The sequence below is a fragment of the Aureibaculum marinum genome, from assembly GCF_003813905.1.
Taxonomy (GTDB): Bacteria; Bacteroidota; Bacteroidia; order Flavobacteriales; family Flavobacteriaceae; genus Aureibaculum; species Aureibaculum marinum.
The window spans coordinates 1-829 of the sequence record NZ_RPFJ01000060.1 but is presented as its reverse complement, the minus strand read 5'-3'; the positions used below and the strand labels follow the sequence as shown (position 1 = coordinate 829).

The 829-nt window shown below is 29.7% G+C and carries 1 protein-coding gene; it reads right to left on the bottom strand.

What is annotated here, in order from left to right:
• Window positions 1–123 precede the first annotated feature (123 nt).
• Window positions 124–606, bottom strand: a complete 483-nt coding sequence (locus EGM88_RS14610; RefSeq protein WP_123899167.1) for a hypothetical protein — start codon at window positions 604–606, stop codon at window positions 124–126.
• Window positions 607–829: the final 223 nt, after the last annotated feature.

Genomic DNA, 829 nt, shown 5'->3' with positions numbered 1-829 from the left:
TAAAACAAGCCTTTGCCATTGCTAAATCAGGATTAATATATGATGATTCTTATAAAAGTACTTTAGTGAAAAATTAATGAGTTTTTACTTGTTTTTTACCACAGTACTTTGTTGTAACCAGTTTTATTTGGTTATTTTAAATTCTTTTAAGTGCTTTATGTCAGGTTCAATTAGGCTGATAACTAGACTGTGGTCATCCGTATAAAATTCAGACATAATCATAGAGTAAACTATATTTTCTTTTCTCACTACTAGTAAAATTCCAAATGGTTCATCATTAGATTTTCGAATCGCATAATAATTCTGGTCGCCTGAAACTAATATATTTTCAATCACTTTAACGCTTTGATCAGGGGCTGAAATCCAAGTGTTATTAAATTGAGTTTTAATAATATTAAATTCCGTTTCGGCTTCATCAATAGAATTCCTTTTACTTATATCTATATAGTAAATTAGAGGCTTGTATTTTTCCGAATTTGGAGGTCTGTAAGAGTAACTTAAATCAAAAGCTCCATCAGTCCATTCTTTTATTGTTGCTGATTCAGAAAGACCACTTGTATCAAGAGGTATGTCATAAAATTCACTAATTTCTTTCGCGGTCGTCAATAAGTTATACTTCTTATAATCAACGTTCTCTTCGGTTGTGCATGATATCAATATCCCGAGAAAAAGTAACGAAATGTAAATGTTTTTTATACTCATTGATAAATTGGTTACAATAAGATGTGTAAAGATAGTAAAACGTTAGTTTTATTCTCTTTACATAGTGTTAGTTGTTGTTAAACGGAACTCAAAGGAAGTTTCCTTTGAGTTAGTGAGTAAAATAACT